Annotated in this window: 11 protein-coding genes and 1 pseudogene; 2 read left to right on the forward strand and 10 right to left on the reverse strand. The window is 68.4% G+C overall.

Going from position 1 to position 13,280, the window contains the following annotated elements; genetic code table 11:
* Positions 1-284 (reverse strand): annotated as a pseudogene (locus tag BM004_RS27210) (ABC transporter permease); the annotation flags it as partial.
* A 36-nt stretch (positions 285-320) separates the two neighbouring features.
* Complete coding sequence (locus BM004_RS27215) at positions 321-1,403, reverse strand: tartrate dehydrogenase (protein WP_093129986.1); 1,083 nt, start codon at positions 1,401-1,403, stop codon at positions 321-323.
* Between the two features lie 351 nt (positions 1,404-1,754).
* On the opposite strand from BM004_RS27215, the gene BM004_RS27220 reads away from it, so the two are divergent.
* Positions 1,755-3,194 carry a sensor histidine kinase gene (locus BM004_RS27220; RefSeq protein ID WP_093218214.1) on the forward strand — a complete coding sequence of 480 codons (1,440 nt, stop codon included), beginning with the start codon at positions 1,755-1,757 and terminating at the stop codon, positions 3,192-3,194.
* A gap of 40 nt (positions 3,195-3,234) precedes the next feature.
* Positions 3,235-4,092 (forward strand): aldo/keto reductase, encoded by an 858-nt coding sequence (locus tag BM004_RS27225; protein WP_093218216.1) that lies wholly within the window; start codon positions 3,235-3,237, stop codon positions 4,090-4,092.
* An 18-nt stretch (positions 4,093-4,110) separates the two neighbouring features.
* Here BM004_RS27225 and BM004_RS27230 read toward each other — a convergent pair whose 3' ends face one another.
* The 8 genes from BM004_RS27230 to BM004_RS27265 form a co-directional block, all read right to left on the reverse strand.
* Positions 4,111-5,601, reverse strand: a complete 1,491-nt coding sequence (locus BM004_RS27230) for a nucleobase:cation symporter-2 family protein (RefSeq protein ID WP_093129983.1) — start codon at positions 5,599-5,601, stop codon at positions 4,111-4,113.
* Positions 5,602-5,750: 149 nt separating this feature from the next.
* Positions 5,751-6,734, reverse strand: a complete 984-nt coding sequence (locus BM004_RS27235) for an NAD-dependent epimerase/dehydratase family protein (protein ID WP_093218217.1) — start codon at positions 6,732-6,734, stop codon at positions 5,751-5,753.
* 66 nt (positions 6,735-6,800) lie between these two features.
* The gene (locus BM004_RS27240; protein ID WP_371287260.1) at positions 6,801-8,639 is read right to left on the reverse strand and encodes an EAL domain-containing protein; all 1,839 of its coding nucleotides are present in this window, start codon (positions 8,637-8,639) and stop codon (positions 6,801-6,803) included.
* Positions 8,640-8,750: 111 nt separating this feature from the next.
* Entirely contained in the window at positions 8,751-9,296 is a 546-nt protein-coding gene (locus BM004_RS27245; protein ID WP_093218219.1) for a helix-turn-helix domain-containing protein, read from the reverse strand.
* Positions 9,297-9,310: 14 nt separating this feature from the next.
* Positions 9,311-10,084, reverse strand: coding sequence for a GntR family transcriptional regulator (locus BM004_RS27250; RefSeq protein WP_093218221.1), 774 nt, complete (start codon positions 10,082-10,084; stop codon positions 9,311-9,313).
* 14 nt (positions 10,085-10,098) lie between these two features.
* Entirely contained in the window at positions 10,099-10,869 is a 771-nt protein-coding gene (locus BM004_RS27255) for a 4'-phosphopantetheinyl transferase family protein (RefSeq protein ID WP_093218222.1), read from the reverse strand.
* Between the two features lie 146 nt (positions 10,870-11,015).
* Positions 11,016-11,753, reverse strand: coding sequence for an aspartate/glutamate racemase family protein (locus BM004_RS27260; RefSeq protein WP_093218224.1), 738 nt, complete (start codon positions 11,751-11,753; stop codon positions 11,016-11,018).
* A gap of 32 nt (positions 11,754-11,785) precedes the next feature.
* Positions 11,786-13,279, reverse strand: coding sequence for an NCS1 family nucleobase:cation symporter-1 (locus BM004_RS27265; RefSeq protein WP_093129977.1), 1,494 nt, complete (start codon positions 13,277-13,279; stop codon positions 11,786-11,788).
* Position 13,280: the final 1 nt, after the last annotated feature.

Raw genomic sequence — 13,280 nt, forward strand, 5'->3', positions numbered from 1 at the left:
AGGCGCTCCAGGATCAGGTCGAGCACCGGCGAGCTGTAGGCGTAGCTGTCGCCGAGGTTGCCGGTGAGCAGGCCGCCGATCCAGTGCCAGTAGCGGGTCCACGCCGGCAGGTCGAGGCCGAGCTTGGTGGCCAGCGCCGCGACGGCCTCGGGCGATGCGTCGGGGCCCATGAGCATCTGCGCGGCGTTGCCGGGCAGGATCTCGAGGACGAGGAACACGATGACCGACGCGCCGACCAGCGTGCCCAGCAGCGTCAGCGAACGCTTCAGCAGGAACAGGCCCATCTCAGTCTCCCCGGCCGCGAAGGGATGGGCAGGGCGTCATGCCGAGATGCAGTCGGCAATCGCGCGGCCCACGTCCACCGTGTTGGCCGTGCCGCCCATGTCGCGGGTGCGCGGGCCTTCGCTCAGCACCGTCTCGATGGCAGAGACCACCGCGGCCGAGGCTTGCGCGTACACCGGGTCGTTGTTGCCGAGGTGGTCGAGCATCATCGCGGCCGACCAGATCTGGCCGATCGGGTTGGCGATGCCCTTGCCCGCGATGTCGGGCGCCGAGCCGTGCACCGGCTCGAACAGCGAGGGGAACTTGCGCTCGGGGTTCAGGTTGGCCGACGGCGCGATGCCGATGGTGCCGGTGCAGGCCGGGCCCAGGTCGGACAGGATGTCGCCGAACAGGTTGGAGGCGACCACCACGTCGAACCAGTCGGGGTGCTGCACGAAGTGCGCGCAAAGAATGTCGATGTGGTACTTGCTGGTCGCGATGTCGGGGTGGCGCTTGGCGATTTCGGCCAGGCGCTCGTCCCAGTAGGGCATGGTCACCGAGATGCCGTTCGACTTGGTGGCGGCCACCAGGTTCTTGCGCTTGCGGCGGCTGGCCAGCTCGAACGCGTATTCGATGATGCGGTCCACGCCCACGCGGGTGAACACCGCCTCCTGAATGGCCATTTCGCGCGGCGTGCCTTCGAACAGGCGTCCGCCCACCGAGGTGTATTCGCCTTCGGTGTTCTCGCGCACCACCAGGAAGTCGATGTCGCCGGGCTTGCGGTGCGCCAGCGGGCCGGGCACGCCGGGCATCAGGCGCACGGGGCGCAGGTTCACGTACTGGTCGAAGTCGCGGCGGATCTTGATGAGCAGGCCCCACACCGCGATGTGATCGGGCACCTTGTCGGGTGCGCCCACCGCGCCGAAGTAGATGGCGTCGTGGCCCTGGATCTTGTCGGCCCAGTCGGCCGGCATCATCAGGCCGGTGCGCACGTAGTGGTCGGAACCCCAGTCGAAATGGTCGTAGGAGAAGTCGATGCCGAAGCGCCGGCCGACCGCGTCGAGCACGCGCAAACCTTCGGGCATGACCTCGACGCCGATGCCGTCTCCGGGAATGACGGCAATCCTGTGCTTTTTCTGCATTGACTCAACCTGTTCCAAGTTCGTTTCGATGGGGCGCCGGCGCTCGTGACGCCGAGCCAGGCAAAAATTCTAGGAGCGAGAGGCACACAGCCGAAGGGGGTTGGCACCCAAAGCGCATTGACAAAATCAGAAGGCGTCGCAGACGGGTTTCTCAAGATGCGCTGGGATTTTTGTGTCACGAAACTGACTTTGACTTCTAAAAATTAGAAGGCCAGGCGGGCCGGCAATGGCACGCGCAGCGGCCGTCGGCGGCGGATTCATGAAGGTTTTCTGAAGCTTTGCGCCCAGGCCCGCCGGATACTCCACGCGCTCGCGCAGCGCTCCCCCGGGGAGACCGCGGCCAGGAGACCCATGAAGCTTTGGACCGTCGTCATGCAGGCATTCGCGCGGCGCGTGCGGCACTGGCTGCAGCCCTCGCTGGTGCGGCGCCTGCTGCTGGCGCAGGTCGCCGTGGCCGCGCTGCTGTGGTGCGGCACCGTGGGGCTGTTCCTGTACGAGTCGAACCGCACGCCGGAACTGGTGCGCTTCGACAAGGTCTTCGTCAGCATCATCGAGACGGCGCAGAGCCTCGCGCACGACCCGGCCCGCCAGCAGGACACGCTGAAGGCCTTCGACATGGCGCTGCTCGAGACCTCGGGCGATTTCACGTCCGGCTCGGACAGGGCGCCCATCATGCAGGTGTGGCAGCAGGGCCGGCTGATCTACACCTCGAGCGCCACGGCACCGGTGATGCAGACCTCTGCGCCCGGCCCGGTGGAGCGCGTTCGCGCCGGAAACCGCGTGTGGCGCGCGCGGACCATGGTGTCGCCGTTGCTCGACACGCGCGTGCTGCTGGCCGAGCCGCATTCGCTGCGGCTGAACATCACCGTCGAAAACCGCGTGTACTACCTGCTGCCGCTCGCCATCAGCCTGCCGTTCCTGGTGTTTCCGGCCTGGCTGTCGGTGATGCTGGCATTGCGGCCATGGCGCGAGGTGACGCGCGAGACCGCCGCGCGCGGCCCGGCCGACCTGACGCCGCTGTCCTTCGAGCCGGCCCACAAGGAACTGCAGCCGCTGGTGCGCAGCATCAACGGGTTGCTGCGCAGCGTGCGCGACCGCACCTCGCGCGAGCGCGGGCTGATCGCCGATGCGGCCAACGAACTGCGCACGCCGCTCGATGCGATGCGCGTGAACGTGGAGGCACTGCAGGCGCAGACCGCCGACGAAGGCCAGCGCGAACTCATGGCCAACCTGCTGCGCAGCAACGACCGTGCGGCGCGTCTGGTGACGCAGCTGCAGCAACTGATGCACAGCGACGAGATGCCGCAGCGCGCACTGCCGGTGAAGCTGGACTTCGGCGCGCTGGTGCGCGAACGGGTGGAGCTGGTCGAGAGCCTGGCGCGTGCGCGCGGCATCGTGCTGGACTTTCGTTGCGACGCGCCGGTGGCCATGTGCGGCGAGCGCGAGAGCCTGATCTCGATGGTCGGCAACCTGGTGGAGAACGCCATCAAGTACAGCCCGGACGGGGCCACGGTGACGGTGTGCCTCTCGCGCGAGGCGGGGAGCCAAGAGCATGGAGGACACGCGATCTTGGGCGTGGCCGACCACGGACCGGGCATTCCGCCGGCCCTGCGCGAGCGCGTGTTCGACCGTTTCTTTCGCAACCCCGACCAGACGCAGTCGGGCAGCGGGCTGGGGCTGGCCATCGTGAAGTCGGTGCTGCTGGCGCACGGCGGCGAGGCCGAGCTGGCCGACGGTGACGGCGAGCGCGGCCTGCGGGTCACGGTGCGCCTGCCGCTGGCGGCGGACTGACGGGGCTTGCGCCCGCCGTGGGCGTCCGTACCATGGCCCGATGCGAACACTCCAACTCCCCACCGGCGGCGCGATGCCGGTCCTCGGCCTCGGCACCTGGCGCATGGGCGAAGACCCGGGCCGCCGCGCGGCCGAGGTGAAGGCGGTGCGCGAGGCCATCGCGCTCGGCTACCGGCTCATCGACACCGCCGAGATGTACGGCGAAGGCGGCGCGGAAACGGTGGTCGGCCAGGCCGTCGGCGAAGCGCTGCGCGCGGGCGACGTGCGGCGCGAAGAGCTCTTCGTGGTGAGCAAGGTCTACCCGCACAACGCCAGCCGGCGCGGCACGCGCGAAGCCTGCGAGCGCAGCCTGAAGCGGCTGGGGCTCGAGGCCGTCGACCTCTACCTGCTGCACTGGCGCGGCAATCATCCGCTGCGCGACACCGTCGCCGCGATGCAGTCGCTGGTGGCCGACGGGCGCATCGGCCACTGGGGCGTGAGCAACTTCGACACCGACGACATGGAGGCGCTGATGCACGCGATGGGCGACGGCCCCGGCTGCGCGGCGAACCAGGTGTACCTGTCGCTGGGCGAGCGCGGCCCGGAGTTCAGCCTGCTGCCGTGGCAGCGCGAGCGCGGCATGCCGCTGATGGCCTACAGCCCGATCGACCAGGGCGCGCTGGCGGCGGACGAGGGGCTCGGTGAACTGGCCGGCCGGCTCGGCGTGACAGCGGCGCAACTGGCGCTGGCCGCGGTGATTTCGCGGCCCGGCGTGGCGGCGATTCCGAAGGCGGTGCGCGGCGCCCACCTGAAAGAGAACCTGGCCGCGGCCGACCTGCGGCTCGATGCGGCGACTCTGGCCGAGCTGGACCGCCTGCACCCGCCGCCGCGGCGCAAGGCGCCGCTGGCGATGATCTAGAGACGATCTAGAAAAAGCTCAATGCGCCTCGGCCTGCTTGGCCGCGGCGATCACGGCCTGCTCGTCGTGCTTCGCGCCATTGAGGAACAGGTTCAGCAGCACGGCCACGATCGACGCCAGCAGGATGCCCGACTCGATCAGCGAGTGGATCGCGTGCGGCATCCATTGCTTGAAGTTGGGTGCGATCAGCGGGATCATGCCGACGCCGATCGACACCGCGACGATCATCGCGTTGTGGCGGTTGGTCTTGAAGTCCACGCCCGACAGGATGCGGATGCCGGTGGCGGCCACCATGCCGAACATCACCAGGCCCGCGCCGCCGAGCACCACGGTGGGCAGCGACTCGACCAGCGCGGCCATCTTCGGCAGCAGGCCCAGCACGATCAGGATCGCGCCGCCGGCCACGCACACGTAGCGGCTCTTGATGCCGGTGACGGCCACCAGCCCTACGTTCTGCGAGAAGCTGGTGTACGGGAAGGTGTTGAAGATGCCGCCGATGAGCGTGCCCAGCCCGTCGGTGCGCAGGCCGCGCGCCAGGTCCTTCTGGCTGATCTTGCGGTCGGTCATTTCGCCGAGCGCCAGGAACATGCCCGTCGACTCGATCATCACCACGATCATGATGAGCGTCATGGTGAGGATCAGGATCGGGTCGAACTGCGGCATGCCGAAGTGAAAGGGCAGCACGATGTCGACCCACGCGGCGCGGCCGACCTTCTCGTAGGTCATGAGGCCGGTGACCGACGCCACGACGGCGCCGATGACGATGCCCAGCAGCACCGAAATGTTGGCGATGAAGCCCTTGGCGTACTTCACGATCAGCAGGATCGACACCAGCACCAGCGCGGCCACGCCGAAGCCCGAGAGGTCCGCGTACTTGGGGTTGGGCACGGTGGGCATGATCGCGAAGCCCTTGGGCACCGCGGGAATGGAACTGCCGGGCGAGGTGACCTCGGCGAGCCACCTGGCATACACCGGGTCGACCAGCGCGGGCGCCGTCGGGCCCACCGGGTTGCCGAAGATCCAGTTGATGCCCACGCGCATCAGGCTGATGCCGATGACCGCGATGATGGTGCCGGTGACCACCGGCGGAAAGAAGCGCAGCATGCGGCTCACGAGCGGCGCGATCAGTATCGACACCACCCCCGCGCCGATGATGGCGCCGAAGAGCAGCTGCGCGCCGTTCTGGCCCGGGTTGGCATTGGCGATGGCGACCATCGGCGCGACCGACGCGAAGGTCACGCCCATCATCACGGGCAGCTTGATGCCGAAGAACTGCGTGGCGCCCAGCGCCTGGATCAGCGTGGCGATGCCGCAGCAGAACAGGTCGGCCGAGATCAGCAGCGCCACCTCGTCGGGCGAGAGCTTGAGCGCGCGGCCGACGATGAGCGGCACCGCAACGGCGCCCGCATACATCACCAGCACGTGCTGCAGGCCGAGGGCCGCGAGCTTGCCCGAAGGCAGGCGCTGGTCCACGGGGTGGACTTGGGAGAGGGAGTTGTCGGCCGTCATCGTTGGGCTCCAGCTGCTGCGAGAAGGAAGGCGGGCGACACGGCTTGCCATGCGCGCACCCTGTTTGTGTACGCGAAACTGTATACAATTAATGCGACAATCCGGACTCAGGTAAACCCGCATCCGCCTGGGGGGCTTGTAACCGGCTGCTAAGCCACCGGATAAGGGCCCTGCGCGAAGGCCCGCGCGTGGTAGCCCTTGATGCCCACGTCGCGTGCCAGCTGGCTGCGAAAGTCGCGGCCTTCGCGCAGGCACTGCAGCACATGCGCGAAGTCGTGGCGCGGCCGCCACCCGAGATCGCGCCGCGCCAGCGCATTCACATACACCCGGTCGAGCTGCGCGGGCAACGTCCATCCCTGCCTTGCATAGAGCGCCTCGCAGTCAGGGAACAGGCGGTGCAGCACGCGCGGCGCGCTCTCGCGCAGCATCGGCAGGTCATCGCGCGTGAAGGGCGTGGTGGCCGAGACGATGTAGCGGCCGAAGCCGATGGCCCTGGCGCGCCGCACTGCGAGCAGGTGCGCATCGACCACGTCCTCGATGTCGACGCGGCGGTGCAGCAGCTCGTTGGCCTGCATGTTCTCCAGCGCATGGAGACTGCGCGCGACGGCATCGTCGTCGTCTTCCGGAAAGAAGCGCGAGGTCTTCAGCACCACCACAGGCAGGCGCTGCCTGCGATGGAACAGCTCGCACAGGCTCTCGGCGGAGGTCTTCGTCACGCCGTAGATGTTCTTGGGGATCGGCGTCACGTCCTCGGTGATCCACGCGGCGGGCATGCCCTCGGCCGGCGTGAGCGCCGCGCCGAAGGTGCTGGTGGTGCTCGTGAAGACGAAGGCCTCGACGCCGGCCGCCGCTGCTTCCTCGAGCAGCACCAGCGTGCCCGTGATGTTGGTGTCGACGAAGTCCTGCAGGCTGTGCGTTGCCACGTGGGGCTTGTGCAGCGTGGCCGCATGGACCACGGCGCGCACGCCCTTCATGGCATCGCGAACGAAGGCACGCTCGGCGATGGAGCCGGTGCGGTCGGTGAACGGGGAGGGCGCGATGTCGATGCCGCGTGCATCTTGCGAGGTGGCACGCAGCGTGCGCATCAAGGCCTCGCCGAGGTGGCCGGCGCTGCCGGTGATCAGGGTCGTCATGGCCGCGAGACTACCGCCGGGTGGCGGCGCGGTCCACGCATAAGTTATGCGCGGACCCGGCGAGGATCAGCCCCGGACGCGGGCCTCGCGCACCGTGAGTCCCGACGCCGCGTGCTTGGCCTCGTGCTTCGCGATGGCCGCCTCGCTGGCCACGTCTTCGGCGTGCCTGAACATGCCCGGCGGAATGCGCACCGCCCCGATGGACAGCGTGGTGAGCGGCGTGAAGCGGATCACGCCCTGCCGGTCTTCGCCCTCGATGCCGCCGGCGCGCCGGTCGGCCTCGTCGTAGAGGTCGCGCGCCAGCCGGTTGAAGTCGTCGATCACGCCGGCGCAGCGTTGCTGCCAGTCGGGGCTCTGGAACAGCACCAGGAAGTCGTCGCCGCCGATGTGGCCGACAAAGTCGCGGTGCGCGTTGGCGTGCTGCGTGGCCAGCCGCGCGAGCAGCAGGATCATCTCGTCGCCGCGCCGGTAGCCGTAGTGGTCGTTGAACACCTTGAAGTTGTTCAGGTCGGCGTAGCAGGCGACGAAGTCGGCGCCGCCCTCCAGCAGCCGGCCGATGTGGATGTTGGTGGGCAGGTTGCCCGGCAGGAAGCTCAGCGGGTTGGCGTGCCGCGCGGCCTCGATGCGCGCCTCGGTCACGGCGCGCACGAGCTGGTCGCCGGTGCCCAGGCCCACGTAGCGCTTGTTCTGCGTGACGATGAAGCCTTCGCTCAGGTAGCGCTGGTCTTCCGACATCAGGATGCCCATGAGGCTTTCGACGTTGTCCTCGCGCTCCACGATGCGCGGCGTGTCGCTGCCGTACGAGAGGCAGGGGCGGCGGCCGTGCACCTCGCGGAAGTACATGCGCGCGTAGTCGTTCATGAAAGAACGGCGGTTGATCAGCGCAACGGGCGTGCCCTGGTCGACCACCGCGAGCGCATGCAGCTCGGGGTGGTCCTGGAAGGTGGCCGAGACCTCGTCGACAGGTGTGAGCGGGCTGAGCGCCGGCGCCTGGATCACCGAGAGGCTGCGCAGCACGTTGGGCTGCGAAGGCTGGGCGGCGTGCGGCATCACCGCGATGCGGGTGTCGCGAATCACCGCGGCCACCGGCTCGGGCAAGGCCGGCTGCAGGGCGGGCGCCGGGTGGCCGAAGAGGTAGCCCTGGCCGTGCGCGATGCCGAGGTCGCGCAGCACGCGCAGGTCCTGCGCGTCTTCCACGCCTTCCGCGACCAGCTCGGTGCCCAGCGCATTGCCCAGGCCGACGATGGTGCGCACCAGCTCCACGTTCTGCGGGCAGTTGGCGACGCCTTGCGTGAGCAGCTTGTCGATCTTCACGTAGTCGGGGTGCAGCTCCTTCCAGCGCCGCAGGTTGGAATGCCCTTCGCCGAAGTCGTCGAGCGCCACGCGCGCGCCCAGCGCATGCAAGGCCTTGACGGCCTGGCGCAGCGCCTCCGGATTGCCGGCCGCCCGCTGCTCGGTGAGCTCGATGGTGACGTCGCGCGCCGCCACGCCGTGCTGCGCCAGCATGCGCTCGAGCCAGCAGGGCGAGCCCGCGCTGCTGCTCTCGCTGACGTCACCCGCCTCACTCATCTCACCCGCCTCGCTCATTGCCGCGGTGAGCGCATCCGCGCTCATGTTCACGAAGAGCCGGCCGGGCTCTGCCTGGCGGCCCCACTCGGCGAGGATGACTTCGGCGCAATGCAGCTCGAACTCGGTCAGCCGCGATTCGTTCGCCGCCAGTGCCAGCAGCGCCAGCGGGCTGTGCAGCGCCGTGCCGGCGGGTCCGCGAATCAGTGCTTCATGGCCGAAGACCGTGCCCCGGCGAAGGTCCACGATCGGTTGGAAGAAAGGAAATATTGCGGGATGCGAGGCGGGAGCGTCGCTGTGCCGAAGTTGCCGGGGCATGCTGTAGAAATGGTCGTCCATGGTGCTGCCGCAGGAATGCGGAGCCCGTCCGGGATGCAGCATGAGGCATTTGTATGACAAGCGCTCGGGCCGCGTCCCGGGCACGCGCGCTTTCGAGCGAGGGTGTGGCCGTCAGGCCACGGTCGTGACGATGCGCCCCGCGCGGCCGCTGGACAGCGCGATGCGTTCCCACAGCACGTGCCCCGACAGGATCGGCATCAGCGGGTCTTGCGTGGCGCCCGTCGCGATCTCGAGCGACGCGAGTTCGCCGTCATGCCAGCCGAGGCCGTCGAGCGTGGCCTCGGCCTCGAGGATTTCCTGCGAGGCATAGCCGATCAGCGAACGGCCCATGAACTCGGCGGCGTCCGCGCGCCACTCGGCCTGGCGCGGCGCCGACGCGGCCAGCAGCCGGTGCGTGCGGTCGCAGATCAGATGCACCTTGCGCGTGGAGGACTCGACCAGCCGCTTCAGCGCGGCGTCTTGCGCCGAGTCGCACGCCGCCGCAAGCAGGCGGTGCGCCGCGGCCTGCTGCGCCGCCGAGAGCGGCAGCTGCCCGCGCTCCCAGCGCGACACGGTCGCCTGGTTCACGCCCATCAGCTGCGCGAAGTGGGTCTGCTTGATGCCGCGCAGCAGCCGCATCTGGCGCAGCGCGAGGCCGAGGTTCTTCTGCGGTGCCATGCGCGGGCCGGGCTTCAGGCCAGCAGCGCCTTGACCAGGTCGAGCTGGCGGTCGGGCTTGTCGGTGCCGAGCTCGAGGCTGGCCTCGATGCGTTCGAGGTGTTCGGTCATGCTGGTCACCGCGGCCTCCGTGTCGCCCTTGCGGCACAGGCGCAGGAACTCCGCGTGCTCGTCCGACGAGCAATGCGGGTCGTTCGACGAGTGGTACAGCATGGCGATCAGCGAGCTGCGCGCCACCAGCTCGCGCACCAGCTCGGCCAGCGTGCGGTTGCCCGTGGCCTCGGCCAGCGCCACGTGGAAGTCGCCCAGCAGCTTCTCGCGCACCGTGCCCATGGTGGTGGTCTGGCGCAGCGCGGCGCGCTCGAACTTGATGTGCTGCTCCAGCACCTGGTAGTCGCGCGGCCGCGCGTTGGCGATGAACAGGCGCACCACCTCGCTCTCGAGGATGCGTCGCACCGCGAACACCTCGCGCGCCTCTTCCACCGTGGGCTGGCTCACGAAGGCGCCCTTGTCGGGAATCATCTCGATCAGCTTGTCCTTCGAGAGCATCAGCAGCGCCGCGCGCACCTTGGTACGGCTCACCGAATAGACCCGGCCCAGGGCCTCTTCGCGCAGCCAGGTGCCAGGGGGCAGGCGCTTTTCGACGATCGCCGTGGCGATGTCGTTGGCGATGCTTTCGATGGAGCTGTTCTTGTCGGCCGGGGCCACGCCCGCTTCGGCCGGAGCGGGCGCGGCGGGGGTGACCGGACGGGCCGGGGTCGTGGGAGTTTTGGAGCTGGCGCGGGGCATGCGCGGATTGTGGCCTAGCGCGTTGCGCGATCCACAGGTGAAGGCGTCTCGCCTGGATGGAGGTGCGTTGCCGGGAACATTCCTGGCTGGCCGGCGCGCCAGCCCGCCTGCCGGAACCAGTCCGGGTCGTACAGGTGCCTGAAGACGAATGCCGTATCGCCGGAGCCACGTCGTTCCGCGCACACGGCAAGGCGGTGGTTGTCGTCGAGCGCCCCCAGGCCGAATTGCCAGCGCTCGGGCGCGTCGTCGGTCACCGCAGGGTCAAGGTGCAAGCGGATGCCCGGTGAATCGAAAGAGAACCTGAACTGGTCGAGGGGCAGCGACAAGCCGATGCCGCGAGCCTTGATGTAGCTCTCCTTCAAGGTCCAGAGCTCCCAGAATCGTGCGGCCCTGCCGGCGTCGTCCACGCTGGCCAGCATCGCTCGCTCTTCGGGCGCAAAGCTTTCGGTGACTTCGAAAGGAGCGTCACGCGCGACGAACTCGGTGTCCAGCCCGATGCGGCGGTTGCGCGCCACGCCGATGGCGATCAGATGGTCCGTATGGGAAATATTGAAATCGAGGCCGTGCGCCAGCGCGTGTGCGTTGGCGATGGCCGGACGCCCATGCGCATTGGCACGAAAGCGCCATTCGGCTGGCGCGAGGGGGATGTAGCGTGAAAGCACATGGCGGACCATCGAGCGCGTGGCCAGGTAGCGGCGCCTGTCTTTCGCGAAGAAAAATCGCGCGCTTTGCGCGATCTCTTCCGGGTTCAGAACCGCACTCGGCCCCGATGCGCCCTCGAGCACGCGAGGGTCGTCCGTGCGGCATGCCCAGACATGAACCGCGTCCCCGTCGGCGAACGCGGGGTCATGTGCCGTCACTGGCGATCCCGGCAATCTTGTGCATTGAAGTCATGGAAAGTCGCTGGACGCCGACACCCTGTCCCAAGGGGTCAGCGCGGCAGCGTGAAGCCCTCGAGCGCGCCGATCATCGTCTTGGGCAGCGGCTTCGCCAACTCCCCGCGCTTGCTGGTGCGCAGCTTCAGCGTGACGAGCGACTCGATGAGCTTGGTGCCCGCCGCCACGCCGTCGACCACCGGCACGCCGAGCACCTGCTCGATGTGCGCGCACAGGTCGGTCATGCCGGCGCAGCCGAGCACGATGCAGTCGGAGCCGTCTTCGGCCAGTGCGCGCCGGCATTCCTCGACGATGCGCTCGCGCGCATTCGAGCCCGGCTCCTCGAGCTCGAGCACCGGCAGTTCGCAGGCGCGCACGTTGGCGCAGAAGCGCTCCATGCCGTAGATCTCGGCCAGGTGCCAGGCCTGTCCCATGGTGCGGCCCAGCGTGGTCACCACGCTGAAGCGGCTGCCGATCATGCTGGCCAGGTGCATCGCGGCTTCGGCGATGCCCACCACGGGGCCGCTGGCCAGTTCGCGCGCGGCCTTCAGGCCCGGGTCGCCGAAGCACGCGATCACGTAGCCGTCGATGCCGTCGCGCTCGCCCGCCGCAATCTCCTGCAGCAAGCCGGGCACGGCCAGCGCCTCGTCGTAGTGGCTCTCGATGGAGACCGGCCCCATGGCCGGGCTCACGGCCACGATCTCGGTGCCGGGGTGCGCCACCGCGCGGGCGCAGGCACCGATCTTCTCGGTCATGCTCCAGGTGGTGTTGGGGTTGATGATCTTGATGCGCACGGCGTGGCCCTTTCTCTTTCTATCTCTTCAGTTCAAGTCTTGCGGTTGCGGTTCAGCAGCACGTACAGGATGAAACCCAGGCCCATGCCGATGAACCACGCGTAGTTGGCGGCGCCGCGCAGCGTCGGCACCATCACGCACAGGATCGGCACCAGCGCCGAGGGCACCAGCGCCTGGATCGCCTTCGGGTTGTAGCCGCCGCTGTACCAGTATTCGCCCTTCGGGCTCATGGTGTAGAGCGCGTCCACGTCGATGCGCTGCTTGCGCACGATGTAGAAGTCGGCAATCAGGATGCCGAACAGCGGACCGATGAACGAACCCAGCACGTCGAGTGTGTAGTGAATGACCTCGGGGCTGTTGTAAAGGTTCCAGGGCGTGAGAAACACCGAGCCCACCGCGGCGATCATGCCGCCCGTGCGCCAGCTGATGTGCTGCGGCGCCACGTTCGAGAAGTCGAAGGCCGGCGAGACGAAGTTGGCGACGATGTTGATGCCGATGGTGGCGATCATGAAGGTCAGCGCGCCCAGCACCACGGCGGTGGTGCTGTCGATCTTGCCCACGGTGTGCACCGGATCGGTGATGAGCTCGCCGAACACCGGCAGCGTGGCCGCCGTGGTGATCACGGTCAGCAGGGAGAAGAACACGAAGTTCACCGGCAGGCCCCAGAAGTTGCCCTTCTTCACCGCGTCGAAGCTCTTGCCGTAGCGCGAGAAGTCGCCGAAGTTGAGCATCGGGCCGCTGAAGTAGCTCACCACCAGCGCGATGGCCGAGAGCATGACCGGCAGCGCGTCCCAGCCCTGGAACTTGATGCCGCCCAGGTTCAGGTCGATCTTGCTCCAGCCGGCCTTCCACACCAGCCAGCCGCACAGCACCGCCATGACCACGTACACGGCCGGGCCGGCCCAGTCGATGAACTTGCGAATGGCTTCCATGCCGTGCCAGAACACGAAGGCCTGCAGCACCCACATGACCATGAAGGCGACCCAGCCGAGGGTCGACAGGCCCACGAAGCCGTGCTGCGCCACGTCGGCGTACGGCGCGAGGCTGGGGAACATGTGCAGCGCCAGCACCATGAAGGCGGCCGACGCGAGGTAGGTCTGCACGCCGTACCAGGCCACCGCGATCAGTCCGCGGATGATGGCCGGAATGTTCGCGCCCAGCACGCCGAAGGGCGCGCGGCACACCACCGGGTAGGGCACGCCCGTCACCTGGCTGGGCTTGGCCACCAGGTTGCAGAAGAACTGCACGATCACGATGCCCACCAGCAGCGACACCAGCACCTGCCAGCTCGACAGCCCCAGCGCGAACAGGCTGCCGGCCGTGATGTAGCCGCCCACGCTGTGCACGTCGGACATCCAGAACGCAAAGATGTTGTATTGACCCCAGGTCTGCTTCTTCAGCGGCGCAAGGTCCTCGTTGGTCAGGCGCGGGTGGTAGCCGGGCTTGATGAGGGCGTTCGATTCCGCGTGCGGCGCAATGCCGGCTTCGCTTGCCCCCGCGGGGGCTTGGCTGACGACTGTGCTCATG

The sequence above is a fragment of the Variovorax sp. OK212 genome, assembly GCF_900112425.1.
Lineage (GTDB): Bacteria > Pseudomonadota > Gammaproteobacteria > Burkholderiales > Burkholderiaceae_C > Variovorax.